The organism is Photobacterium sp. J15 (genome assembly GCF_963870815.1).
Taxonomy (GTDB): Bacteria; Pseudomonadota; Gammaproteobacteria; order Enterobacterales; family Vibrionaceae; genus Photobacterium; species Photobacterium marinum.
This window is the reverse complement of the sequence record NZ_CAWMUI010000001.1, coordinates 3,438,345-3,462,516: the sequence shown is the minus strand read 5'-3', so window position 1 is coordinate 3,462,516 and position 24,172 is coordinate 3,438,345. Positions and strand designations below refer to the sequence as shown.

Here is a 24,172-nt window from a genome sequence, read left to right as displayed (position 1 = left end):
ATCAAAACTCCAGCTGTTTGATTATTTGGGCCGGGTTGCCTCCTGCCAGCACTCCGGGGGGAATGTCTCGGGTAACCACACTCCCGGCGGCAATAATACTCCCCGCACCAATGGTGACACCGGCCATTACCATGACGCCAGTTCCTAGCCAGACATCACGGCAGAGGTGAATGTCTCCTATTTGTTGTTCCGTATCCGGCTTGCCTTCGGCTCGGGCTACGGGGTCGACAGGATGACCGGGAAACCCAGCAAGGAAGATTTTGCTTGCCAGGCGGACGTTGTCATCAATCCGAATTTGGGTTCCGATCGCCAGCGTGTTCTGCCAGCCAATATCTACATTATTGCCAATAATTAATTGGGGCTTCTTTTGCCCCCAGACTCGGCCGCAGAAAGTTGCGACACCTGACAGGCGACACTGCTCACCAATATGGATATCAAGATCACCGAGGATTTGTGGCATACCGCAATCGAGCTGTAGTTGTTTAGGTCGATTGTTGAGCCGGGAAATGAACATTGGCGTGAAATAGCTTTTTTGCAAAATGCAATGAAAGCAGCGGCTGATTGCAAGGTGCAGGCGATATAGGCTGCGATGCAATAGCGGAATGCATGGCAGGTAGCACCCTCGTAGTTGCTGAAGTAATGTTTTCAGCGGGGCGATTTGAGCGGGGCTGAGGTGTTGCTTAATCAGGGTGCGCATGGTTCTCCTCCGGGATAAGCGTCAACCGATCCAGTGCGAGCAATAGCCCTATCAGAATGTAGAGTGGCCAGGTTGTCCCTTGAGTCAGAAAGGTACCGCTGACGCAGAATGACAACATGCCAAGCCAAAGTCCCTGGGCGAGTGGTTTCATTTCGCTGCTTTCTAACCGCTTAAGCAGCTGATAACTAACTCTCAGGGCTCCTGTCACCAGAAGCAGGAACAATACCAATCCGGCAAAGCCGGTTTCGGCGGTGATTTGCAGCCAGGTACTGTGGACCGCGTGGTTTTTGCCATCCCAGTGAGGAGAGTAGAAGTAATAGTTGTAATAGAAGTTGTTGAGTCCGACACCGGTAAACGGGTTACTGATTGCCATGTTGATAGCGGCTTGCCAGGCATAGAGCCGTCCCATAGCAGATTCATCAATACCTGATTCCGCGGCACCGCCGGAAGCCCGGTCACTGATCCCGGCAAGCAGTACCAGGGCTAATAGTCCGATGCCACTGATTATGGCAGGCAGTAAAATAGAGCGGCTTCTGAGCAGAGTCATGGCAAATATTACGCAGGCGATGCCCAGTAAACCGCCCCGGCTTTGTGTCGCTAGTACGCTCATGATCAGGATCACCAGAATGATCATGGTAAGCGCTCGCTGCCATTTATGACCATAAAAGCTATAGGCTAGGGCAAAAGAGACAGGAAACTGCAGAACCAGAGCCAGATCATTAGGATCACCCAGCATAGAGCCAATGTCCCGGCCGATTGTTACCCGAGTTCCCTCAACCAGCCCGATGCCGTTGGCTTTGTTATACAGTGCCAGCAGACCGATAACTAATCCGCTAAATAGCAGTAAGACCGGAATGACCTTTAGTTGTTTGAGCCGTGTCGGCAGCCAGCTGATTGCAAACACCATAATAAATATCTTGATGAAGTTACCGTTGAAATTTGCAAAAGCCTCCCCTCTGTTACTGGCCAGAATGCATGAAATCAGTACCCATAAGGTGAAAATGACGAACTGAGTATGCAGACGCTGCCAGATGATAGTTTCCCGTTTTAACCACAGTTGCCAGCTAAGCCCCGCCAGACTGGCTAAGGCCAGCAACTGGGGAATTCGTAATGGCTCAAGCACCGGGAAGGCTTCGTGGATTCGGAAATAGGAAAAAATAATAAAGCCGACACATATCAGAAAGGCTTGGTTGATAACAAAAGGCAATGCAAACAACACACTCACTAACAGCACCAGATTTCCCTGTTTCATCCAGAACAGGAAAATCAGCAGGGTGCCGGTTAGTGCTATTAGCAGTTGTTGTTTCCTGTTCATGAGAGGTCAGGCTCCGAGCGTATACCTGATTGGCATTTTGCGAAGCCAGGGCCAGCACACTTGCACAACCAGTAGAAGCAAAATCAGACCTTCGTAAAGATGTAACTCCTGATAGTGGACAAACAACAGTAGTGCGATCAGGCCATAGCTGAGCAACAGGCGCGGTAGTGGATAGGGAAGAGGGAGACGGTGTTGGCTCCAGCCATAGAACAGAAGTAAACGCAGCAATTGCAGAATGATATTACTCACGAGCAATGCATAGAGGCCGAAATTTGGCAAAATAAAAAACAGGATTGTCAGAGACAGGGCACAACTGATTAGTCCGATGACCATAACGCTGTGTGCTTTTTCTTGTTGATAGCAGCCCATATTCAGTAGGGTCGCAGCGTGCTTAATCATTAGCATGACTCCCAGCAGAGGAATAATTTCTGCGCTGGCGTGAAAGCCTGGTGGTAGCCAGAAGATAAGGAACTTTGAGCCAATAGTAATGGTTCCGGCCGTGACGAGTGTACCTAACTGGCAACCGGTAATGCTGATATTGGCAGCCTGCTGTTGGCCATTGGCAGAGCCAGTGAGGCTAAAGCGTTTCGGAAACCACCAAAGCGAGAAAGGCTCGAGAAGCAGGGTGGCGGCAAGGGCCCACTGCATAGCAATTGCGTAAGGGGCCAGTTGTTCAAGGCTGAGGAAGTGGGCGATAGCCCAACGTTCAGCACCGAGAGAGATAAAACCAAGGAGGGCGGAAAAGGTGATTGCAGCACCGTAGCGTAGTAGTAATTTTTGATGACTAGCTTTCGGTACTGGGAAGGTTTTTGACAGTACTATTAGTTGAGTCAGTTGAGCCATAAGCCCGGCAGCCATAATACCGTCGATACCGTAATCCGAGGTAAGCAGCAGAACGCCTCCACCTTGAATAAAAGCAAATACAATTTGGGCCCCTACAAATAGCCCTGCCTGGTTGCGGATCCTTAATATCGCAAAAGGAACAGTACACAGAGTGTTGATGAATAAAGTGAAGAACAGACAGCGCAAAGCGAAAACTGGCGGATTTCCGGGAAGGAATCCCTGTATAGCAGGAGAAGCGATTTGCGCTAGCAGAGTGATCCCTCCACCGCAGAGCAGGATCAGCCATAAAGCACCGCTGAAAATTTCTTGCTGGTGGTTTTCATCTTTATCATGAGCAAACCGGTAAATTGCGTCTGTCAGTCCTAATGCCAGCAGTAATGACAGGAAACTCCCGAAGGTGATCAATACATCCAGCCTGCCAAATTGCTCCGGGCCCAACCACTGAGTGACAAAAGGTTGTAATGCAAGAGCAACCAGTTTACTGCTGATTATGCCAATGGCATAAGTCGCCATGGTGAAGGCTGGTTTCATAAGGCCTCCACTTGTGCAGACAGTAATTCGGCCTGTTTGCCAGCCGTAAACAGGCTCATGACTCGCCTGAAGGCGTACTCGCGTTGATTTTGCAGTTCGGTTTCGGTGCGGGATAAATGATGGTGCATGGCGTGCATCAATGAAACTGGATCATCCATGGGGATTTGTTGTCCGCTGTTTTTATCCAGAATTTCATTACATCCAGCCAGATCACTTGTGATGACTGGAAGGCCGAGAGCCATGGCTTCTTTTAGCACTAGTGGGCCGGTATCTTTGTCTCCGTTGGGGGCTACAGTAAAAGGAGCTACAAGTGCTTTGTAGTCAGCAGCATGCTGGTGGTACCAATTGGCATCTTTACTGCCGAGGAAAGTGATGCGATGGGTGAGCTGCATTTGTTGCGCTGTATGCACTAGTTTTGTCAGTAAAGGGCCATCACCAACAATATCTAATGTGGAGGATGCGGGGAGCTGGCTGAAAGCTGTTAGCAGGACATCAAGTCCTTTCTTCTCAACAAGTCGACCTATAAACAGGAAGTCTTTACGTGGATGCCATTGATAAGAGAATGGTGGATACTTAGCGTCCTGGATCCCACAAGGAATATGGTAGACCGGTTTGGCCGTTGCAAGTTGCAGTTCACTTTGCATCTCTTTCGTAACGGCGCAAATGAAGTTGGCTTCTTGCAGCTTACAGATGAGATCCTGAGGTGAAGCATAGATATCGGCACCATGTCCGACAAAAGATACTGGTATTCCTAAGATTTTGGCTGCAACAATTGCAGTTGCTGCGCTGTGCCATGCAAAGTGGGCATGCAGATGTTCGCAACCGTCTTTATCGGCATGATAAGCCAGCTGCAATCCTTGCCGTAACAGAGATAAATAACTAAATCCTTTTTGCTTTCTGATAAAACGGTGACACCGATAGGATTTCAGAATATGACGGAATGGATTGGCGGGAGTATCGGTCAGGTAGGTGCAGTGCTGTTTCAGATAAGCATCGTCAGGCTGATACTGTGCACTCGAACTGAACGCGTAAGGTTTGAGTTGATGGCCTAGAGCCATCATGGCGCGCATTTCAACGCCGACAAAAGTTTCAGATAAAGTTGGGAAGCTCGGGATTACATAGCCGATTTTTTTCATCCTTTAGCCCCTCCTGATCAGTGGCCTAATTACTCCATTGTTTTACTTTTTTCCAATTCAACCCTCCAATTTTAATGCCAACAATTACTGGCCTAACCTTTGCAGGATGGAAGAGATGCTTATTTTCAGAGGGATAAAGTATGAAGCCAGTACAAGGTGTGAGTGTTGTTATTCCTAACTACAATTGCTTGCAGACATTACCGAGAGCGATAGAAAGTGTTCGGGTTCAGGATTGTTTGGTTGAAATTATTGTGGTTGATGATGGTTCGACAGATGGTTCACGAGAGTGGCTGGCTGAGCAGAGCGACATTAAGTTAATTTTCAGTGAAAGGGGCGGCGCATCGAAAGCCCGTAATTTAGCCATTCAACATTGCAAATATGAACTGGTCGCATTTTTGGATGCGGATGACTACTGGGTAGACGGTAAATTAATCCAACAACTGGGTTTGCATAAGGTGCAACCGGAACTGGTTTTTAGTTTCAGTGACTATATGCATGTTACCGAGTCCGGTCGTGAAATTATCGGGTGCTTTGATTTTTGGCCACGGTTTAAATCAAAGATGAGAGGCGAAAACAGGTCACGGGTGTTTGAACATTTTACTCCTCTGCTTTTTGCTGAGAATGTTGTAGGGACCAGTACAGTTGTCGTTAAGAAATCCGCATTAATATCATCAAAGGGTTTTGATGTAAGGTTAAAGTCGGCCTCTGACTGGGACTTATGGCTGAAAGTCGCTCGTATGGGACCCGTTGGAGTTATCAATGAACCCCTCTGTTATTACACATCGGACAGAGCGGGAGCAATAAGTCGGGATTATGAAAAACGACTTAATGCGGTCAGAACGATCCTCAACAGGCATTCCGGTGCGATTATTGGGAGCCCTTTTGATTTATTCGCTGGTTATCTGAGGTGGATAGCAGGAAAAGCGGAGTATAACCGTATTAAGCACTCATATTTATTATCAGTTTGCCAAGAGCTGCTGGTACTTTGTTTCCAGCCAAATTTGCGGAGAGTGAAAGCTGTCGGGGGCGATATATTAAAGATGGTGCCGCTAAAGCAAACAAAATTGATGTAGTTGGTTGCTTCTTGTGCGTTTGGCGCTTTTTTTTCTTTTTTCACTTGCCAATGTAAAAATGCACCCTATAATGCCGCATCACCGACACGGAGAGCGGCTTCTTACAAAGAGTTGCAAACGAATCGGTTAGGATAAAAATCCTGATAAGTTAAGTTGAAAAAGTGTTTGACACTGCAATTTAATTGATTAGAATTAGCGTCCTCTTCAGCAAGATAGCGAAACGTTTAAAAGTTAAAGTTATCTATGTTGGAATTGTTCTTTAACAATTTGACCATGCAATCTGTGTGGGCACTCGTGAAATGATTAGTCAAAAAGATTTATCAATGAACTGAGTGACCAATACAAATACTAAGTTTACTTATTATTTGGCACAGTCAATTCGTTTCAACTTCGGTTGGAACAATCAGTATTCATTGAGCCAAAACTTGAATTGAAGAGTTTGATCATGGCTCAGATTGAACGCTGGCGGCAGGCCTAACACATGCAAGTCGAGCGGCAGCGACATGATAGAAGCTTCGGTGGACATCATGGGCGGCGAGCGGCGGACGGGTGAGTAATGCCTGGGAATATGCCCTGATGTGGGGGATAACTATTGGAAACGATAGCTAATACCGCATAATCTCTACGGAGCAAAGAGGGGGACCTTCGGGCCTCTCGCGTCAGGATTAGCCCAGGTGGGATTAGCTAGTTGGTGGGGTAACGGCTCACCAAGGCGACGATCCCTAGCTGGTCTGAGAGGATGATCAGCCACACTGGAACTGAGACACGGTCCAGACTCCTACGGGAGGCAGCAGTGGGGAATATTGCACAATGGGGGAAACCCTGATGCAGCCATGCCGCGTGTGTGAAGAAGGCCTTCGGGTTGTAAAGCACTTTCAGCAGTGAGGAAGGGGTGTACGTTAATAGCGTGCATCTTTGACGTTAGCTGCAGAAGAAGCACCGGCTAACTCCGTGCCAGCAGCCGCGGTAATACGGAGGGTGCGAGCGTTAATCGGAATTACTGGGCGTAAAGCGCATGCAGGCGGTCTGTTAAGCAAGATGTGAAAGCCCGGGGCTTAACCTCGGAACAGCATTTTGAACTGGCAGGCTAGAGTCTTGTAGAGGGGGGTAGAATTTCAGGTGTAGCGGTGAAATGCGTAGAGATCTGAAGGAATACCGGTGGCGAAGGCGGCCCCCTGGACAAAGACTGACGCTCAGATGCGAAAGCGTGGGGAGCAAACAGGATTAGATACCCTGGTAGTCCACGCCGTAAACGATGTCTACTTGGAGGTTGGGTCTTGACACTGGCTTTCGGAGCTAACGCGTTAAGTAGACCGCCTGGGGAGTACGGTCGCAAGATTAAAACTCAAATGAATTGACGGGGGCCCGCACAAGCGGTGGAGCATGTGGTTTAATTCGATGCAACGCGAAGAACCTTACCTACTCTTGACATCCACGGAATCCTTTAGAGATAGAGGAGTGCCTTCGGGAACCGTGAGACAGGTGCTGCATGGCTGTCGTCAGCTCGTGTTGTGAAATGTTGGGTTAAGTCCCGCAACGAGCGCAACCCTTATCCTTGTTTGCCAGCACTTCGGGTGGGAACTCCAGGGAGACTGCCGGTGATAAACCGGAGGAAGGTGGGGACGACGTCAAGTCATCATGGCCCTTACGAGTAGGGCTACACACGTGCTACAATGGCATATACAGAGGGCGGCCAGCCAGCGATGGTGAGCGAATCCCAGAAAGTATGTCGTAGTCCGGATTGGAGTCTGCAACTCGACTCCATGAAGTCGGAATCGCTAGTAATCGTGGATCAGAATGCCACGGTGAATACGTTCCCGGGCCTTGTACACACCGCCCGTCACACCATGGGAGTGGGCTGCACCAGAAGTAGATAGCTTAACCTTCGGGAGGGCGTTTACCACGGTGTGGTTCATGACTGGGGTGAAGTCGTAACAAGGTAGCCCTAGGGGAACCTGGGGCTGGATCACCTCCTTAACGATAGACTGCTCATTTGATGCAGTGTCCACACAGATTGCCTGGTTAATGTGTGAAAGAACGGCAAGAGTGCTAATGAATAACGTCAGTTATTGATTAACGCTTTTGCGTTATGCTCTTTAACAATCTGGAAAGCTGACTAGTAAATTGAATCGTTAGATTCAATTAAAATGTTTTTTATCTTCGGATAGAAAACGAGTTCTCAAGCAAAACACATTCAAGTGTCTTGTGTAAGAGTCCGGCGAAAACTAGTTCATTAAATTGAACACCTTGGTTGTTTGCCATACGAAACCTTTTGGGGTTGTATGGTTAAGTGACTAAGCGTACACGGTGGATGCCTTGGCAGTCAGAGGCGATGAAGGACGTGCTAACCTGCGATAAGCCGAGAGAAGATGGTAAGAATCACAATACTCTCGGATTTCCGAATGGGGAAACCCACTTGCATAAGCAAGTATCATAACGTGAATACATAGCGTTATGAGGCGAACCGGGGGAACTGAAACATCTAAGTACCCCGAGGAACAGAAATCAACCGAGATTCCGGCAGTAGCGGCGAGCGAAACCGGATTAGCCCTTAAGCTAGATTGGCGCTAGGTGAACATGCTGGAAAGCATGGCGATACAGGGTGATAGCCCCGTAGCCGACGGCGCCTTTAGAGTGAAATCGAGTAGGACGGGACACGTGATATCCTGTCTGAACATGGGGGGACCATCCTCCAAGGCTAAATACTCCTGACTGACCGATAGTGAACCAGTACCGTGAGGGAAAGGCGAAAAGAACCCCTGTGAGGGGAGTGAAATAGAACCTGAAACCGTGTACGTACAAGCAGTAGGAGCACCTTCGTGGTGTGACTGCGTACCTTTTGTATAATGGGTCAGCGACTTAATTTTAGTAGCAAGGTTAACCGATTAGGGGAGCCGTAGGGAAACCGAGTCTTAACTGGGCGTCATAGTTGCTAGGATTAGACCCGAAACCAGGTGATCTAGCCATGGGCAGGTTGAAGGTGAGGTAACACTTACTGGAGGACCGAACCGACTAATGTTGAAAAATTAGCGGATGACTTGTGGCTAGGGGTGAAAGGCCAATCAAACCTGGAGATAGCTGGTTCTCCCCGAAAGCTATTTAGGTAGCGCCTCGGACGAATACTACTGGGGGTAGAGCACTGTTAAGGCTAGGGGGTCATCCCGACTTACCAACCCTTTGCAAACTCCGAATACCAGTAAGTACTATCCGGGAGACACACGGCGGGTGCTAACGTCCGTCGTGGAGAGGGAAACAACCCAGACCGCCAGCTAAGGTCCCAAAGTTATAGCTAAGTGGGAAACGATGTGGGAAGGCTCAGACAGCCAGGATGTTGGCTTAGAAGCAGCCATCATTTAAAGAAAGCGTAATAGCTCACTGGTCGAGTCGGCCTGCGCGGAAGATTTAACGGGGCTAAGCTATACACCGAAGCTGCGGCAATGTGACTTGTTCACATTGGGTAGGGGAGCGTTCTGTAAGCGGTTGAAGGTGCACCGTAAGGTGTGCTGGACGTATCAGAAGTGCGAATGCTGACATGAGTAACGATAAAGGGAGTGAAAAACTCCCTCGCCGGAAGATCAAGGGTTCCTGTCCAACGTTAATCGGGGCAGGGTAAGTCGACCCCTAAGGCGAGGCCGAAAGGCGTAGTCGATGGGAAACGGGTTAATATTCCCGTACTTCTTACTATTGCGATGGGGGGACGGAGAAGGCTAGGTGGGCCAGGCGACGGTTGTCCTGGTTCAAGGGTGTAGGCTGATGGTTTAGGTAAATCCGGACCATCTTAAGGCTGAGACCCGATGTCGAGTCACTACGGTGATGAAGTCATTGATGCCATGCTTCCGGGAAAAGCCTCTAAGCTTCAGATAGTAAGGAATCGTACCCCAAACCGACACAGGTGATCAGGTAGAGAATACCAAGGCGCTTGAGAGAACTCGGGTGAAGGAACTAGGCAAAATGGTACCGTAACTTCGGGAGAAGGTACGCTGCCGGCGGTGAAGAGACTTGCTCTTGGAGCTGCTGGCAGTCGCAGATACCAGGTGGCTGCAACTGTTTATTAAAAACACAGCACTGTGCAAAATCGAAAGATGACGTATACGGTGTGACGCCTGCCCGGTGCCGGAAGGTTAATTGATGGGGTTAGACTTTTGTCGAAGCTCTTGATCGAAGCCCCGGTAAACGGCGGCCGTAACTATAACGGTCCTAAGGTAGCGAAATTCCTTGTCGGGTAAGTTCCGACCTGCACGAATGGCGTAATGATGGCCACGCTGTCTCCACCCGAGACTCAGTGAAATTGAAATCGCAGTGAAGATGCTGTGTACCCGCGGCTAGACGGAAAGACCCCGTGAACCTTTACTACAGCTTGGCACTGAACATTGACCCTACATGTGTAGGATAGGTGGGAGGCTTTGAAGCGCAGTCGCTAGATTGCGTGGAGCCGTCCTTGAAATACCACCCTTGTAGTGTTGATGTTCTAACTTGGCCCCGTTATCCGGGGTGCGGACAGTGCCTGGTGGGTAGTTTGACTGGGGCGGTCTCCTCCCAAAGAGTAACGGAGGAGCACGAAGGTGGGCTAATCACGGTCGGACATCGTGAGGTTAGTGCAATGGCATAAGCCCGCTTGACTGCGAGACTGACAAGTCGAGCAGGTGCGAAAGCAGGTCATAGTGATCCGGTGGTTCTGAATGGAAGGGCCATCGCTCAACGGATAAAAGGTACTCCGGGGATAACAGGCTGATACCGCCCAAGAGTTCATATCGACGGCGGTGTTTGGCACCTCGATGTCGGCTCATCACATCCTGGGGCTGAAGTCGGTCCCAAGGGTATGGCTGTTCGCCATTTAAAGTGGTACGCGAGCTGGGTTTAGAACGTCGTGAGACAGTTCGGTCCCTATCTGCCGTGGGCGTTGGAAGATTGAAGGGGGCTGCTCCTAGTACGAGAGGACCGGAGTGGACGAACCTCTGGTGTTCGGGTTGTCACGCCAGTGGCATTGCCCGGTAGCTAAGTTCGGAATCGATAACCGCTGAAAGCATCTAAGCGGGAAGCGAGCCCTGAGATGAGTCTTCCCTGATACTTTAAGTATCCTGAAGGGTTGTTGGAGACTACGACGTAGATAGGCAGGGTGTGTAAGCGCTGTGAGGCGTTGAGCTAACCTGTACTAATTGCCCGTGAGGCTTAACCATACAACACCCAAGGGGTTTTTACGGACTCCACGAACGCTTGAATGTAAGCGCGAGAACACTAGTTGGATTTTCCCAGATTGCTATTATCCGCGCTGCGGGTAATAAAACAGAATTTGCTTGGCGACCATAGCGCTGTGGACCCACCTGATCCCATGCCGAACTCAGTAGTGAAACGCAGTAGCGCCGATGGTAGTGTGGGGCCTCCCCATGTGAGAGTAGGACATCGCCAGGCTTGCTTAAGGTTTTCATCTTTTGAAAAAGATGAAAGCAAAACAAATAAAGCAGCGACCAGTAAGACTTTATTTGTTACTCAGAATTGAGTGGAGCGGTAGTTCAGTTGGTTAGAATACCGGCCTGTCACGCCGGGGGTCGCGGGTTCGAGTCCCGTCCGCTCCGCCACTTATTAAGAAGCCTCAGCAGAAATGCTGGGGCTTTTTTGCATTTGTTATCTTTGTCCTCCCTTCGGTCGGATGAGTCCCATTCATACGCGGCCTCTGCTGCTCCGCCATTGTTCGTAAAATACATATAGAAAGCCCGACGTTGTTGCGTCGGGCTTTTTAGGAACGATAGCGGTGGTTGTTGAAAGAGGTTATGACTAAGTCGAGAGGGTGATTTGGCTGCTATCTCCCTGTTCGACGATGAAGTGTTTGTAGAGCAATTCCATCAGGCTTTCTTTATATGGTTCGTTGTTTCTTGTACCAAGCAAATTGGCAATTTCCTGACCTGTAGGTGAAAGGCGGTAATAGGTAAGAGTGACGCCTTTTTTCGTCGGTTTTAAGATGTAATTGGAGGCCTGATAGCCAAACGCAAGCGGGGATTCAATATTGATCTCACCAGATTCAAGTTCACTGCGAAGTAATAAACCTAACTCCATTAAAACAAGCAGATTGGAGTATGGCAGCTGATAATTACCTAACGGGAGTTTGTCAGAAGAAGGTGAGCGTAATAAGGCAAGAACACCATGACGAACTTTAATTCCCGTAAGCAGCTTTTTGCTGCTGTCATTACCGAAATGGCAGGTCAGAGTGCTGGCTCGCTGGAATATCTGAGCTTCTCGCTGGGTCATATTTTTCAACGTTTCGAGCGCTTTTAATGAGGTTGAGCCCGGAGAGATGATTTCTTGTTTGAGGATCCTGCTCCACAGCTTTTGCATTGAAGCATTACGAATATTTTTTGCCAAACTGGAAAAATGATATAGCCAGTCCGGGTCAGGCTCGCAGGCGGTTTCATCACTACAGCTGTCATAAGTTAGCTTGAAGATGCGTTCGAGGTTTTCTTGTTGGTGTTGAGCTTCTTGTTGAATTCTGGCGGTCGTTCTGTCAGCGAGTTCTTCATCACTGTTCGAGATGAGGTGGCAGATGCCATATAGGTTAGCCAGCTCTTTTGTTCTTGCCCGGCTACTTCGTATATGAGTGTTACTTTCTTCCTTTACTGTTTTTACTGTGGGTACAGCAGCGGCCTCAACCGTTGATTGGGTGTCCTTTTTTTCCTGATTCATAGCGAGCTCAGAGTCGAAAATTCTGAATATAGTTTTACCAGCTGACACTATGTATTGGCAATATGCGTGACTTTTGTGTTAAGTGGTGGTTAAATTTGTTAAAGGGTGTCTATGCCAGCGATGAGGATACGCTGATGAATAAGTACGGAAGAAAGCTGATGGATGTGCTGTTAGTTCTGGGGTATGCCACTATTCTGGTTTACCTTGCTACACAGATTTGAGGTTCTTAGTAAAGTAAACCAGTGATATTAAGTTACTGATGATAGTTGTAATGATGTATTACATATCATCATACTCTTCTAGTGCTGTGCCCTGCAGCAGGTAGCCAACTTCAGCTATGTCATGGCTTATATGCTGAGTCTGCAATGTTCCGATGACATACACCACATCCCAAAGCTCCTGAATCGGCGCTCCTTTTTCAAATTTTACATAGATGATCTGGTTCGGTGGTGGTGGTGGTACGTGGATACATGCTCCAAAGTAAGGTACCAGTAAGAACTCAGTGACAACTTTATCATTACCTTCCAGAGGGATAACAAAGCCGGGAATTTTTACTTTACTTCCGTTCAGTTCATCACGTACGCCCCCTATCATGGATTGCTTGGCGGCATCACCGTCATGATTCTGTAAAGGCATAGTATTTGGGGTGAATTGTGCTCGCTCTTTTTCCGGGATCAGATCAAGCCAGTCCAGTTTAAGCACATCTCCGGCCTGAGCTAGCAGCGGTAGCCAGCAGCACAGTGCGATTAACCATTTCTTCATGTTATATTCCTTTAAACTTTGATTGTCATACCGTCTGCCAGAGAGTGTTGATAAGCTCTGATTGCGGGAATAATACCAACAATAATACCTGCTATCTGAACGATACCAAGCAAACTGAGCTCGTAAGTTGTCGGTGCTGTTATTTCAATATGCAGGCCGAACTGCTGTTGAATAAAAGGTTGAGCGATGGCCATCAGGCTATATAGAAGAGTGATGCCAAGGCCGATGCCAATTGTGGTTAGCACTGTCGCTTCACTGATCAGAAGGAAGAAGATATGTCCTGGGCGGGCACCCATGGCTCTGAGTATTGCCATCTCCCTGCGTCGTTCGTTCAGGCTGGTCAGAAGACTGGTTAACATACCCAACAGGCCGGCAATGACAACAAAACCTGAGACAATTAGCAGAGCTTGTTCGGCGATAGACATCATTCCCCATAACTCATGTAAGGCGATGCCTGGCATGATGGCACTAAGCGGTTCTTTTCGGTAAGTATTGATGTAGCGCTGCAAAGCAAAGGTCTGAATCTTAGAGTTTAGACCCAGCATGAATGCGGTGATCTGTTTTGGCTCGAAATTGTGATCTTCCAGTGTCTGGGCATCTGGTGTGTGGCCAAGCTTGGCACCGGATTCCCAGCCGACATGAATAGCTTCGATGGCTTCCAGCGAAACATGGACACTGCGATCGACAGGTGTTCCGGTTGGCTCCAGAATACCAACCACCTTAAATGGTAGATTGTCATGGCGGTTGAATGATTTATCGCTGATTCCGTGAGCAATGATGATTTCGTCATTGATATGATAGCCCAGTTTTTGGGCAACCTCTGCGCCTAGGACAGTTTCAAACAACGCGCTGAATTGACGTCCTTCGGCAAAGTTTAATGCTTGCTTCTGACCAAAACGGTAATGAGAAAAATAAGACTCATTAGTGCCGATAACACGGTAGCCCTGATGTGAGTCTCCGAGTGAAATCGGAATCGCCCATTTTACCGAGCGGTGCTGGCTGATTTCCTGATAGCTTTTCCAGTCAATATTATTGGTGGCATTACCTATACGAAAGACGGAGTAAAGCAACAGGTTTACCTGCCCGGATCGCGAGCCAACGATTAGATCTGTACCTGAGATAGTATTGGCAAAGCTCGATTTTGCTTGAGTTCGGACTCTTTCAACCCCCAGCAGAAGAGTTACCGAAATGGCGACGGTAAGCAGAGTCAGTAAGGCGGTGGTTTTGCGGTTGGCCAGACTTTGCCAGGCCAGTCGAAAGATAGCTGTCATAGGTGGTTCTCTCTGGCGGCCTGATTGATATCTTTTAGGGTAATGCTTCGATCAAACAGAGCTTCGAGTGTTTCATCATGGCTGACAAACAGCAATGTTGTACCTGCTTGTTCGCATTCAGCCATCAGGAGTTGGATGAATGCTTCACGGTTATCGTGATCAAGGGCTGATGTTGGTTCGTCTGCGATTAGTAGCTCGGGCTTACCGATTAAGGCTCTGGCAGCGGCAACACGTTGTTGCTGGCCGATACTCAGTTCGCTGATTGGTTTTTCAAGGCATTCTTCAGGTAGGTGAAGCTGACTCAGCAGTCGTTTGGCTTCTTGCTCCATTGAGTCTGCGACCTGACGTTTACGCTGCTCGGAAAAACGACATGGCAACAAGACGTTGTCTATGACGGAAAGGTAAGGCAGCAGGTTAAACATCTGGAAGATATAGCCGATGTGGTTTGCCCTGAACTTGTCTCTTTGACTTGGTTTCAGGGTACTGAAAGGTTGTTGCAACAGGCTGATTTTGCCTGAATTCGGCTGGGTAATGCCTGCCAGCAGGCTGAGCAGGCTGGACTTTCCACTACCGCTCGGGCCTTTCAGAAAGACTTTCTCTCCCTTTTTGACAGTTAACGAAGGAATATTGAGGAGATCAGTTGATTGCTTGGGCCACCGAAAGTGAAGGTCGCTCAGTTCTATCACGTTCATTTTGTTTCCTAAGGCGGGGGAAACTTCCCCCGCCATCACTGATGGTTATACAGGTTTAGAATTTAAACAGTGTGTTGGCAGAAGATAATTCTGCTGCTTGCTGACTGTTGTCAGTAATGGCCTGCACCATGACTTTTTCAGTGTTAGGGAAGTGTTTGAACCAGTTAACCTCCAACTCTTTCAACTGGCTGATATTGTCACAGCTGAAAGTGTATTGAGCCGAGAATTCACCGTGTTGGCCTTCGTGTTCATCATGGTTATGTCCGTCATGATGATCATGGTCGTGCGCTTCGTGGTCATGCTCGTCATGATGATCATGGTCGTGCGCTTCGTGGTCATGCTCGTCATGATGATCATGGTCGTGCGCTTCGTGGTCATGCTCGTCATGATGATCATGGTCGTGCGCTTCGTGGTCATGCTCGTCATGATGATCATGGTCGTGCGCTTCGTGGTCATGCTCGTCATGATGATCATGGTCGTGCGCTTCGTGGTCATGCTCGTCATGATGATCATGGTCGTGCGCTTCGTGGTCATGCTCGTCGTGATGATCATGGTCGTGTGCTTCGTGGTCATGCTCGTCGTGATGATCATGGTCGTGCGCTTCGTGGTCATGTTCGTCATGGTCATCATGATGTGCGGTCAGGGTTTCTGTCACATTTGTATCAGTTAGCTTACAACCAGCAGCTTTCGTGAAAGCGAACAGGGCATTGGCATTGTTTAGTTGCTTGATGGCATTATCCAGAGCCTGATGCTGCTGTTTGTTTGTTGGGGCATGTTCAAAGCCGACAACGTCAGCTCCCGGTGCTGTGATTTCCATCAGTAGATCCTGGCCGTCCTGGGCGATGTTGAATTCAACTACCCCGTGAACGTGGGCATCATGTTGCCGGAAATCTGCTTCCGCGATAGCTGTTGCAGAAAGAGTTGCTGCGCCAATTAACAGGGCACAGTGTGATAGACGATATGGAAAAGGCATGATAACTCCTGTCTGAAAATTTTATGGTTCAATAAATTAGGATCAGACTGTTATCGGTGGATCCCGGGCTTGTGGTGAAGAAGTAAGTTGAAACCCCTTAAGGACAAGGTTTGCCGGGATATGCGGTTCAGGTGCTGCCGGCGGTAAGACTAGCTGCTCTGGAGCTGTCGCTGCATGATGTGCAAGGTGGCAGATGCTGCATTCCTGGACCTGATGATGGCTGTCTATTTCAAATTTGTGCAATACCGAAACCGGCCCGATCATAGCGATCAAACCGATGCAAAGTATTGAACAAAGGTGGGTCCACCTGACTTTGAAATGAAACACGCTCAAAAAAGAAAGCCATCACTGCGACATAGTTGTAATAATATAACATTACTTTTTTGCGACAGTCATGGCTTTGTTGTTAAGTTATTAGGCCAAAAAGGAATTTGTTACAAATTACTCTTAATCAAGCCCATTGCTTGCTCGATTTCTGCCGGGTTTAGTTTGCCTTCTTTGACAAACAGTACCTTGCTGTCCTGGTTCAGGACGATAATGGCAGAGTTTTCTTCCTGTAGTTCCCAGGTCGCTCTTACCTCACCATTGGCATCCAGCACCATAGATGACCATGAGAATTCCCGTTTGCTGTCTTCAGCTGAAGATTTCACGAAGCTGCCGGTTCCCCAAATAGCATCATCCTGATTGATGATGGTTGTTGTTTGGTACTTATCCTGAGGGAAGTCAGCATCTTTGATAGCCTGAATCATTTCTGCATTCATTTCTTTGGCTGAACTACGACCGGCGATAGCCTGAATAACCCGAACCTTTCCTGTTAGTTGTGCGGAGTTCCAGCTCTGGTAGGCAACATCATCGCCTTTTAATACGATTTCACCTTTTTCAGTAACTGATGCGCTTGGGAGTGTTGCACCAACCTGAAGAGTATGAGCACTAGCCAGACACGGTAAAAATGCAGCTAACAGAGCAATTAAGGGCTTCTTATTCATTGTATTTATTCCATTTTTTATTAAACGCCACACTATCTTAGAACAATGTCAGAGCGCTGGTTGAACCAGTCTCAAATAGTCGACCTGAGTCACTAAATTATTTGTGTGGCAAAAATACAGAGTGCGTCAAATATGAGATTAATTTTTTACGCATCACTGAATTATTTGTTCTAAAGTGATGATCAGTTTCGGCTGGTTATTTAGGGGTATTTAACCAATTTTGGCAAGTAAGTTGCTTAAATTTTATTGAGGGTTGAAACAATTTCGATATGGCAGGGTCTATAGCTATATCGATTGAGCGAGGGGTATATGCTTAGAATATTCAAACAATATCGTACAAATCAGGTTGCACGTCACGTGAAAAGTTACTTCCGCGGTCGTCTTTTTATTGTCGGTGTGGGAGGTTTTGAGTTCGACTGTGGCCGTTTGTTACCACCAAAAAGTCAAGACAAAAAAGTGCTGGGTGTATTTTCTGAGGTAAACAAAGAAATTCAGTTATTGGCAGCTGAGGCTGTGTAACCGGAGCACTCGGCTCCGGTTGACGGTTATTGAGGAGGTAGGCAGATACCTGTACCGGCAAGTCCACAGTAGCCGTCGGGATTCTTGGCAAGGTATTGTTGGTGGTACTCTTCAGCAAAATAGTAATTACCTGCGAGCGCTATTTCTGTAGTAATAGGCTGTGAAATACTTTCTGTTGCCATTGCTTCCTGATAGCGCTCTTTACTCTGCAGGGCCTGCTCCATCTGATCTCTGGAGCTAGCATAAATAGCAGAGCGGTACTGAGTACCGATATCATTCCCCTGTTTCATGCCCTGTGTTGGGTCATGATTCTCCCAGAACAGGGCAAGTAGTTGTTCTAACGCCATTTCTTTCGGTTTAAACAAAACCCTGACGACTTCTGTATGGCCTGTTTTGCCGGTACAGACCTCCTGGTAGGTCGGATTTGGGGTAAAGCCGCCGCTATAGCCCACAGAAGTACTGTAAACGCCGGGCTGTTGCCAGAACAATCGTTCCGCCCCCCAGAAGCAGCCCATTCCGACGATGATCTCTTCAACGCCTTCCGGTTTGTGATCGCTTAGTTGAGTACCGTTTACAGCATGGGGAAGAGTTGGAAGGATCGGCGTTGCTCTTCCTATCAGCGCCACTTCCGGGGCTATCAGAGTGGTTTTTCTTGTCGACGACATTGTTCGTTCCTTTTTACGCAGTCTGTACAAAGAAAGTAGAGGAATCCCGGCAGACATTCAATATTGGGAAATTTACCTTTATTAATTGTTGGCAGTTCTTGCTGCCCTTTGTCATGATTAGGAATGTGCGCAAATAAAGAACAATAAAGCTCTGATTAGAGAAGCTAAATTCGAATGAAAAAGAAGTTGAAGCGGTTTTGCCTTACCGTGATTGCTCTTGTTGTTTCATCGCCGGGACTGGCGGAAACCACATTGACCATTAAGGGGCTTAAAGGAAGCCTGGAAGAAAATGTTGAAGCGTATGTTTCGGCAATCCCTAAAGAAGATTACAGTGTTTCTCTGCGCTTTCGTGAGCAGCTGGAAGAGGAAATCAGTGATGCACTGAAAGCGTTGGGACGTTATCAGCCAACATTTTCCTACCGTGTTGATACTGAAGGTGATGACACTCACCTTAAAGTGACCGTGGAGCCGGGGCCTAAAACAAAAATTGCGAAGAGTGATATCCGGATCACCGGTATGGCTCAGAGTGATCCTGATTTTCTAGCGTTGGTCAGGAACAGTGGACTTGGCCTGGATAAGACGCTTAATCACGGTAAGTATGAATCCTTCAAATCCTCCCTCCAAAGCCTTGCTCTTCGTAAAGGCTATTTTGATGCAGAGCTGAAAAAAAGCGAGCTGGCGGTAGCACCGAGTCGCAATGAAGCCTTTATTACTATCGAATTTGCTGCTGGGACTCGTTACCGTTTTGGGGAAACGTTGTTTTCCGGTAGCCAGATTGAAGAAGATCGCTTGGAGTCCCTGATCCCATACGAAGAAGGTGAGCCTTACCTTGCATCAAGCTTGGGTGAGTTCAATCAGCGTCTATCCAATGTGGGGTGGTTTTCGTCGATTTTTGTTGGTGGCGATATGGCTAACCTCGAAGGAGATAAAGTCCCGGTTAATGTGGTTATTGAGCCCCAGGTAAGAAATCAGTTCGAAACCGGTATCGGTTATTCTACTGATACTGGAATGAGGCTGAAGTTTAACTGGCGTAAACCCTGGTTTAACAGTCGTGGCCATAGCCTCAGTGTTAAAACCGAACTGTCTGAGGTTCAGCCAAAAGTTGAGGCAACCTATAAGATCCCTCTTGATGACGTATTGAATGATTACTATCAGGTGATCGGGGGGATTCGTTATGTCGATAACCATGACACTATCAGTACAGAGACCAGCATAGGTCTTGAACGCCACTGGCAGTTGGAGTCTGGCTGGAAGCGGGTCGCATCCATTCGCTATCTTTATGAGAACTATAAACAAGGTGGAGATGAAGAAGGGATTCTCAGAATGGTACTGCCCGGGATCAGCTATAGCAAAACCCGCGCAAGGGGCGGGGCGATGCCAAACTGGGGAGATAAACAGTTGATCTCGATTGAATACTCGGATCCGGCTATCGGGTCTGATACCCGCCTGGCACGCTTCCGAGGCCGGTCGGCATGGATTCGTAGTGCCGGTGAAGATCACCGGGGAATATTAAGGGTGGATGGCGGTGCCACCATTGCCGAAAGTATTGAAGATGTACCGCCATCACTACGTTTTTTTGCCGGGGGGGATAACAGCCTTCGGGGATACAGTTATGACTCTATCGGCCCGAGGAACAGCCAAAACAAACTGCGTGGAGGTAGGTTCATGCTGACCTCGACACTGGAGTATCAATATCGCGTTTACGGCGACTGGTGGGCGGCGGCTTTCTATGATTACGGTTCTGCCTGGAATGATAAGCCAGATTGGTATCGGGGCACCGGTGTCGGCGTTCGCTGGGCCTCACCGGTTGGACCTATCCGCCTTGATTTCGCATGGGGACTTGATAAGGCAACAGACAAGTTCCAGATCCACTTCATTCTGGGGCCTGAAATATGATTTGGGTAAAGCGTATCTCAGTTGGGTTGCTTGCCCTGCTGTTATTTCTGGTTATAGCAACGGCTGCGCTGCTTTATACCCCGGCGGGCGTCAAGCTGGCAGTCTGGGGGGCGGAAAAGGCGCTACCGGCATTTTCTGTTACCAGCACTTCGGGAAGCTTATTGCGGGGTTTTGTTCTGGAGCAGGTTCGCTACCAGGACTCACCAATCGACCTGGCTGCCGACAAGCTTTCTCTGGTCATTGATGATGCTTGCCTGCTGGAGCCTGCGGTATGTGTGAAAGAGTTGGGTATTACGGGCGTTCGCTTTGCCATGCCAGAGTTGCCGCCTTCACCGCCCGAGGATGCTGAAACCACGGACGCTAACAGTGAACCAGTCACCGAGATTGCAATGCCGGTACCAATCCGGGTTGAGCGTCTTCGCCTGGATGATATCGGGTTGGATATTCTGGGTAACCGTATTAACTGGCAGCAGTTCTCTACCGCTGCTGAAATGACTGGTAGCCATCTGATTCTCAAGCCGACAGAGTGGCAGAGTGTTGATCTTTCACTGGCACCGGCAGAGCCGGATGCTGGTTCATCAAAACCGGCGGAACCAGCCAGCAATGAACCTATTGTTCTGCCGGCAGTGCTACTGCCCTTATCTGTCGATATCCAAAGATTTACAGTCAAAGATTTCAAGCTCAACGGTGATGCTCCTCAGTCGGTGGCGTTGCTGGATTTGGCGGCAACCGCGGAAGGCAGTGATGTCACGTTGAGTAAGCTGGTACTGGATGTTCCGCAGGCTAAGCTGGATGCTAGTGGCAAGGTCTCACTCTCCGGTGATTATCCGCTGACATTGGATGCCATGCTCGATATCGCAATGGCGCCTTTGCAGGGGCATCAACTGGCACTGAAGGCTGATGGCTCGGTTGCGACGCTATCTTTGGATGCCAGCCTGAAAGGTAAACTGGATGCGCTGCTGAGTGGGCAGATCTCACCGCTTGATCCGCAGTTGCCTTTTGATCTTCGTTTGTCGAGTAAACACTTACAGTGGCCTGTGGATAACAAAGCGGAATTTGAAGCCTCCGAGACTAAGGTTACCGCAGCCGGTAATTTGCAAGGCTATAAGTTCGAACTAACCACTAAGGTTGACGGCGAATCAATGCCGGCGGTGGCCACAGAGCTTAAGGGTAAAGGGGATCTGACTCAGGTTACACTCAGTAGGCTGGTGGTTGACTCTTTGGGGGGGCAGGTTACCGGGAAAGCCAAAGCCAGCTGGAAAGATCTGGTTAACTGGCAAGGTGAGCTGGCTTTCAGCCATATTCAGCCGGGGCTGGAATGGCCTGAAGCTAAAGGTGATTTGAGCGGAAAGCTGCGGACATCCGGAGGTTTAACAGAGAAAGGTGGCTGGTTTGTTAAGTTGCCGGAACTTAATGTTGATGGTGTGGTGCTGGAGCAGAAATTTACCTTGGATGGTGAGCTGGATGCCTCGGATCGAGCCGGAAAGGGAGACATTAAATTAGTAACAGAGCGGCTTAGGTTACAGCACGGGCCTAATGGTTTGACGGCAAAAGGCTCATTAAACAAAATCTGGGCATTGACGGCGCAGGTGAACGCACCGGATCTGGCACAGTCTCTGCCTGGACTGAGAGGTAAGGTTCTGGGCGATCTAGAGTTGAGAGGCAAGATGGCTGAGCCGGATATTCGCCTGCAATTGGATGGCGAAAGTCTTGGCTGGCAGGAACAGGTATCACTACAGAGTTTTGCCCTAAAAGGCCGGGTGACACCGCTGCCAGAGCTGAAAGCGGATGTTAACTTGACGGCTGCTGACGGGACGTTTGATAGCTTTAAACTGAGTAATCTGGATTTGGTCTTTAAAGGGACTGAAGCTAATCACAGCCTCTCTTTGGATATGGATGCCGAGCCAGTAAGTGCCGAGCTTAGCCTGGCCGGTAAGCTGGATCGCAAAACCGGCTGGCAGGGGACATTAGAGCAGGGTGTTTTTGATACTGAAGTGGGCCCTTGGCGTCTGAATCGCCCGACCCGTCTTGGTTACAGTTTCAAACAACAGCTGGTTAATGTTGCTTCGCACTGCTGGCAGCAGGAAAAAGCATCTCTGTGCCTGACGGAAGCGCTGGAAGCTGGGGCTTCCGGGCATGCCAAAGTGGCGGTTAACAATTTTAATTTTGAGCTGATCGCTCCTTATCTGCCGGAGGCTGTAGAGCTAAATGGTGAGCTAGGTGCCAATTTAGAGGCAACTTGGGCACCGGAGTCTTCTCCATATGTTAAAGCTAAAGTTGCTCTACCTGCTGGTGAAGTAAGTCACCAAGACGATGTTGATGCCAAGGCATTAAAAGTAGGCTGGGATCAGGTGACGGTGAACGCGGAACTCAAGCAGGATGTGTTAAATGCTGATTGGCTTATCGGCCTGAAAAATAATGGTGATGTATCAGGACGGGCTCGCGTAACTCAGCTAACAGGTGAGCAGCAATTAGCGGCAAACCTGAACATTGATCGCCTGACGCTGGGGTTCCTTGAGCCGCTGGTTAAAGGGTATCACTATTTTGATGGCGAAGTGGATGCCAACCTTGAGGTGACCGGGCCGGTAATGCACCCGGCTGTCACCGGCTTGCTAAGGGTTACCAAGGTGAAAGCGCTAGGACGGCAGGTTCCACTGGATGTCGAACAGGCGGATATTTCTGCGACTTTCACGGGATACAATGCAACTGTCGTCGGCGATATTGTTACGCCGGATGGCATGCTGCGGCTTAAAGGGGATGCGGATTGGCAGGATCTGGCAGACTGGCGAAGCCAGCTAAACGTTAATGGTCGTGAGTTGGAAGTTCATGTACCACCTTTGCTGGCGATGAAGGTGACACCGGATCTGACAATCAAAGCCTCACCAAAGTACGCCGAGGTTACCGGTAATGTGGCGATCCCCTGGGGGCGGATCACCGTTGATCAGTTGCCGGAGTCCGCAGTATCGGTATCGGATGACGAAGTGCTTCTGACCGGAGATTTGCAGCCGATTGAAGATGAGCCTGTTATTCCGTTTAAAGTGAAAACGAACGTGCTGGTGAAAATCGGTGATGACGTCAGGCTTTCTGCTTTCGGCCTGAAATCTGAGTTAATTGGTGAGCTGAATGTGCGTCAGCAGGATAAAGGGCCGATGGTATACGGAGAGGTAAACCTGCAAAAAGGTACCTATCGTTCATTCGGTCAGGAACTTCTGATTCGCAAAGGACAAATCCTGTTTAATGGCCCGGCCGATCAGCCTTACCTGGCGATTGAAGCGATCCGTGATCCGGATAATGTCGAGGACGATGTGATTGCCGGTATCCGAGTTAATGGACCAGCTGATGAGCCGTCAGTGGAGATTTTCTCCGATCCGGCAATGGCTCAGCAAAATGCACTTTCTTATTTGTTGCGTGGCAAAAACCTGGATAGTGAGTCGGGCAACAGCGGTGATGCGATGACCACAGCACTCATTAGTATGGGGCTGGCCCGAAGCGGCAAGCTGGTGGGAGATGTCGGTGAAGCGTTCGGTGTTAAAGATTTGGCTCTGGATACAACCGGTTCTGGGCAGGACTCTCAGGTGACTATCAGTGGTTATATCGCACCGGGACTGCAGGTGAAATACGGGGTCGGGATTTTTGACTCGATCGGTGAGTTCACTGTTCGTTATCGGCTGATGAAAGATCTGTATGTGGAAGTAGTGTCTGGTCTGGATAGTGCTGCCGATTTGCTTTACCAGTTTGAAATTGAATAACCAGGTTGATACATGATCCGAGTTTTTGTTTACGGCACCTTGCGGGCAGGGGAGTCGAACCATCATTTCTTACGGGGAGCTGCTTTGCTTGGCTCCACGCGGTTTACTTCTGGTTTTCGTTTGTATGATCTCGGTCCTTATCCGGCGGCGGTGAAATGTCGGGAAATAAAGAGGGCTTTGATCGGAGAAGTCTATGAAATTGATAAAGAGACTTTTTCGGCGCTTGATGAACTGGAAGAGTATCCGCAAGAGTATACACGTGAGCTGATAGATACTGATTACGGGCAGGCCTGGATTTACTTGTACCGCTTATCTGTGATGAGACTGCCTGAAATCCCAAATGGCGACTGGTGCCAGAAATAGGCCTTCCGAAGGTGCTTTTCGTAGGA

Annotated in this window: 17 protein-coding genes, 1 tRNA gene and 3 rRNA genes; 10 read left to right on the top strand and 11 right to left on the bottom strand. The window is 48.8% G+C overall.

The genetic code is table 11. The annotated features are described in order from the left end of the window. Nucleotide 1: 1 nt before the first annotated feature. Genes AACQ93_RS15435 through AACQ93_RS15420 form a run of 4 tightly spaced genes read right to left on the bottom strand, consistent with a single transcriptional unit; the run spans nucleotide 2 to nucleotide 4,522 of the window. Nucleotides 2–697, bottom strand: a complete 696-nt coding sequence (locus AACQ93_RS15435) for an acyltransferase (RefSeq protein WP_064606754.1) — start codon at nucleotides 695–697, stop codon at nucleotides 2–4. Then, nucleotides 681–2,012 (bottom strand): O-antigen ligase family protein, encoded by a 1,332-nt coding sequence (locus AACQ93_RS15430; protein ID WP_064606058.1) that lies wholly within the window; start codon nucleotides 2,010–2,012, stop codon nucleotides 681–683. The genes AACQ93_RS15435 and AACQ93_RS15430 overlap by 17 nt, the downstream gene beginning before the upstream one ends. Before the next feature lie 6 nt (nucleotides 2,013–2,018). Continuing rightward, nucleotides 2,019–3,386 (bottom strand): lipopolysaccharide biosynthesis protein, encoded by a 1,368-nt coding sequence (locus tag AACQ93_RS15425; protein ID WP_064606056.1) that lies wholly within the window; start codon nucleotides 3,384–3,386, stop codon nucleotides 2,019–2,021. Further along, on the bottom strand, nucleotides 3,383–4,522 hold the full coding sequence (locus tag AACQ93_RS15420; RefSeq protein ID WP_064606054.1) for a glycosyltransferase: 1,140 nt from the start codon (nucleotides 4,520–4,522) through the stop codon (nucleotides 3,383–3,385). Before AACQ93_RS15420 ends, AACQ93_RS15425 begins: the two co-directional genes overlap by 4 nt. Nucleotides 4,523–4,662: 140 nt before the next feature. Here AACQ93_RS15420 and AACQ93_RS15415 point away from each other — a divergent pair, with 140 nt between their 5' ends. From AACQ93_RS15415 to AACQ93_RS15395, 5 genes are all read left to right on the top strand, one after another. Beyond that, a complete protein-coding gene (locus tag AACQ93_RS15415) occupies nucleotides 4,663–5,595 on the top strand; it encodes a glycosyltransferase (RefSeq protein ID WP_064606052.1) in 933 nt (310 codons plus the stop codon). Between the two features lie 427 nt (nucleotides 5,596–6,022). Beyond that, nucleotides 6,023–7,572: ribosomal RNA gene (locus AACQ93_RS15410) — 16S ribosomal RNA — on the top strand. Between the two features lie 307 nt (nucleotides 7,573–7,879). Beyond that, a 23S ribosomal RNA gene (locus AACQ93_RS15405) occupies nucleotides 7,880–10,772 on the top strand. Between the two features lie 116 nt (nucleotides 10,773–10,888). Beyond that, nucleotides 10,889–11,004, top strand: a 5S ribosomal RNA gene (gene rrf, locus AACQ93_RS15400). Together the 16S, 23S and 5S rRNA genes with 1 tRNA gene alongside form the textbook arrangement of a ribosomal RNA operon. Nucleotides 11,005–11,094: 90 nt before the next feature. Then, nucleotides 11,095–11,171, top strand: a tRNA-Asp gene (locus AACQ93_RS15395). Nucleotides 11,172–11,367: 196 nt separating this feature from the next. Here AACQ93_RS15395 and AACQ93_RS15390 read toward each other — a convergent pair. Continuing rightward, on the bottom strand, nucleotides 11,368–12,270 hold the full coding sequence (locus tag AACQ93_RS15390) for a TIGR03899 family protein (RefSeq protein WP_064606050.1): 903 nt from the start codon (nucleotides 12,268–12,270) through the stop codon (nucleotides 11,368–11,370). 95 nt (nucleotides 12,271–12,365) lie between these two features. Here AACQ93_RS15390 and AACQ93_RS15385 point away from each other — a divergent pair, with 95 nt between their 5' ends. Next, nucleotides 12,366–12,491 (top strand): hypothetical protein, encoded by a 126-nt coding sequence (locus tag AACQ93_RS15385; RefSeq protein ID WP_255377158.1) that lies wholly within the window; start codon nucleotides 12,366–12,368, stop codon nucleotides 12,489–12,491. 58 nt (nucleotides 12,492–12,549) lie between these two features. On the opposite strand, the gene AACQ93_RS15380 is transcribed toward AACQ93_RS15385, so the two are convergent. The 5 genes from AACQ93_RS15380 to AACQ93_RS15360 all read right to left on the bottom strand — a co-directional run bounded on the left by AACQ93_RS15380 (nucleotide 12,550) and on the right by AACQ93_RS15360 (nucleotide 16,954). Next, complete coding sequence (locus tag AACQ93_RS15380) at nucleotides 12,550–13,032, bottom strand: DUF3299 domain-containing protein (RefSeq protein ID WP_007471164.1); 483 nt, start codon at nucleotides 13,030–13,032, stop codon at nucleotides 12,550–12,552. Nucleotides 13,033–13,043: 11 nt separating this feature from the next. Beyond that, nucleotides 13,044–14,303, bottom strand: coding sequence for an ABC transporter permease (locus AACQ93_RS15375; RefSeq protein WP_064606048.1), 1,260 nt, complete (start codon nucleotides 14,301–14,303; stop codon nucleotides 13,044–13,046). Further along, nucleotides 14,300–14,995, bottom strand: coding sequence for an ABC transporter ATP-binding protein (locus tag AACQ93_RS15370; protein WP_084419186.1), 696 nt, complete (start codon nucleotides 14,993–14,995; stop codon nucleotides 14,300–14,302). Before AACQ93_RS15370 ends, AACQ93_RS15375 begins: the two co-directional genes overlap by 4 nt. A gap of 55 nt (nucleotides 14,996–15,050) precedes the next feature. Then, entirely contained in the window at nucleotides 15,051–15,968 is a 918-nt protein-coding gene (zrgA, locus tag AACQ93_RS15365) for a zinc uptake protein ZrgA (protein ID WP_064606044.1), read from the bottom strand. Between the two features lie 434 nt (nucleotides 15,969–16,402). Further along, nucleotides 16,403–16,954 (bottom strand): YtfJ family protein, encoded by a 552-nt coding sequence (locus AACQ93_RS15360; RefSeq protein ID WP_064606042.1) that lies wholly within the window; start codon nucleotides 16,952–16,954, stop codon nucleotides 16,403–16,405. A 309-nt stretch (nucleotides 16,955–17,263) separates the two neighbouring features. Here AACQ93_RS15360 and AACQ93_RS15355 point away from each other — a divergent pair, with 309 nt between their 5' ends. Beyond that, entirely contained in the window at nucleotides 17,264–17,473 is a 210-nt protein-coding gene (locus tag AACQ93_RS15355; protein ID WP_036801633.1) for a DUF1107 domain-containing protein, read from the top strand. A 26-nt stretch (nucleotides 17,474–17,499) separates the two neighbouring features. On the opposite strand, the gene msrA is transcribed toward AACQ93_RS15355, so the two are convergent. After that, a complete protein-coding gene (msrA, locus tag AACQ93_RS15350) occupies nucleotides 17,500–18,138 on the bottom strand; it encodes a peptide-methionine (S)-S-oxide reductase MsrA (RefSeq protein ID WP_064606040.1) in 639 nt (212 codons plus the stop codon). Nucleotides 18,139–18,312: 174 nt separating this feature from the next. Here msrA and tamA point away from each other — a divergent pair, with 174 nt between their 5' ends. Genes tamA through AACQ93_RS15335 form a run of 3 tightly spaced genes read left to right on the top strand, consistent with a single transcriptional unit; the run spans nucleotide 18,313 to nucleotide 24,146 of the window. Beyond that, nucleotides 18,313–20,034: an autotransporter assembly complex protein TamA gene (gene tamA / locus AACQ93_RS15345; RefSeq protein WP_064606038.1), complete on the top strand. Its 1,722-nt coding sequence runs from the start codon at nucleotides 18,313–18,315 to the stop codon at nucleotides 20,032–20,034. After that, the gene (gene tamB, locus AACQ93_RS15340; RefSeq protein WP_064606036.1) at nucleotides 20,031–23,783 is read left to right on the top strand and encodes an autotransporter assembly complex protein TamB; all 3,753 of its coding nucleotides are present in this window, start codon (nucleotides 20,031–20,033) and stop codon (nucleotides 23,781–23,783) included. Before tamA ends, tamB begins: the two co-directional genes overlap by 4 nt. 12 nt (nucleotides 23,784–23,795) lie before the next feature. After that, nucleotides 23,796–24,146 carry a gamma-glutamylcyclotransferase family protein gene (locus tag AACQ93_RS15335; protein ID WP_064606034.1) on the top strand — a complete coding sequence of 117 codons (351 nt, stop codon included), beginning with the start codon at nucleotides 23,796–23,798 and terminating at the stop codon, nucleotides 24,144–24,146. Nucleotides 24,147–24,172: the final 26 nt, after the last annotated feature.

Excerpts from the sequence above, each read along its gene's own strand:
- AACQ93_RS15435 (WP_064606754.1), bottom strand. The coding sequence starts at position 697 with ATGCGCACCCTGATTAAGCAACACCTCAGCCCCGCTCAAATCGCCCCG.
- AACQ93_RS15430 (WP_064606058.1), bottom strand. The coding sequence starts at position 2,012 with ATGAACAGGAAACAACAACTGCTAATAGCACTAACCGGCACCCTGCTG.
- AACQ93_RS15425 (WP_064606056.1), bottom strand. The coding sequence starts at position 3,386 with ATGAAACCAGCCTTCACCATGGCGACTTATGCCATTGGCATAATCAGC.
- AACQ93_RS15420 (WP_064606054.1), bottom strand. The coding sequence starts at position 4,522 with ATGAAAAAAATCGGCTATGTAATCCCGAGCTTCCCAACTTTATCTGAA.
- AACQ93_RS15415 (WP_064606052.1), top strand. The coding sequence starts at position 4,663 with ATGAAGCCAGTACAAGGTGTGAGTGTTGTTATTCCTAACTACAATTGC.
- AACQ93_RS15390 (WP_064606050.1), bottom strand. The coding sequence starts at position 12,270 with ATGAATCAGGAAAAAAAGGACACCCAATCAACGGTTGAGGCCGCTGCT.
- AACQ93_RS15380 (WP_007471164.1), bottom strand. The coding sequence starts at position 13,032 with ATGAAGAAATGGTTAATCGCACTGTGCTGCTGGCTACCGCTGCTAGCT.
- AACQ93_RS15375 (WP_064606048.1), bottom strand. The coding sequence starts at position 14,303 with ATGACAGCTATCTTTCGACTGGCCTGGCAAAGTCTGGCCAACCGCAAA.
- AACQ93_RS15370 (WP_084419186.1), bottom strand. The coding sequence starts at position 14,995 with ATGAACGTGATAGAACTGAGCGACCTTCACTTTCGGTGGCCCAAGCAA.
- zrgA (WP_064606044.1), bottom strand. The coding sequence starts at position 15,968 with ATGCCTTTTCCATATCGTCTATCACACTGTGCCCTGTTAATTGGCGCA.
- AACQ93_RS15360 (WP_064606042.1), bottom strand. The coding sequence starts at position 16,954 with ATGAATAAGAAGCCCTTAATTGCTCTGTTAGCTGCATTTTTACCGTGT.
- AACQ93_RS15355 (WP_036801633.1), top strand. The coding sequence starts at position 17,264 with ATGCTTAGAATATTCAAACAATATCGTACAAATCAGGTTGCACGTCAC.
- msrA (WP_064606040.1), bottom strand. The coding sequence starts at position 18,138 with ATGTCGTCGACAAGAAAAACCACTCTGATAGCCCCGGAAGTGGCGCTG.
- tamA (WP_064606038.1), top strand. The coding sequence starts at position 18,313 with ATGAAAAAGAAGTTGAAGCGGTTTTGCCTTACCGTGATTGCTCTTGTT.
- tamB (WP_064606036.1), top strand. The coding sequence starts at position 20,031 with ATGATTTGGGTAAAGCGTATCTCAGTTGGGTTGCTTGCCCTGCTGTTA.
- AACQ93_RS15335 (WP_064606034.1), top strand. The coding sequence starts at position 23,796 with ATGATCCGAGTTTTTGTTTACGGCACCTTGCGGGCAGGGGAGTCGAAC.